The organism is Microbulbifer okhotskensis, from assembly GCF_023895975.1.
Classification (GTDB): domain Bacteria; phylum Pseudomonadota; class Gammaproteobacteria; order Pseudomonadales; family Cellvibrionaceae; genus Microbulbifer; species Microbulbifer okhotskensis.
In genome coordinates this window covers 1-226 of record NZ_JALBWM010000545.1, presented here as the reverse complement: position 1 = coordinate 226, position 226 = coordinate 1, and the positions used below count along the sequence as shown (strand labels likewise).

At 51.3% G+C, this 226-nt stretch carries 1 protein-coding gene; it reads right to left on the bottom strand.

What is annotated here, in order from left to right:
* A partial coding sequence (locus MO867_RS23240) for a hypothetical protein (protein WP_252473520.1) occupies nt 1-226 on the bottom strand: 226 nt, incomplete at both ends.

The window sequence follows — 226 nt, the reverse complement described above, 5'->3', positions numbered from 1 at the left end:
CTCAATCTCACTCAGCTGGGTAGCATAATAGCCCTTCAGCTCCACCGCTTGATCAAGATAATGCTCCACGAGGCGCTGTTTATTCTCTTTCAGTCGGGTCTCTGATGTATTGAGTTCTTTTTTAGCCCGCTCCAACGCCCGCTCCTTGTCGGCTCGTCGCTGGTTAACTGCCACCCCGATCTCATCTTTAAGTGCCTTGAAACTGTTACGCTGGGCCGTCAAATCC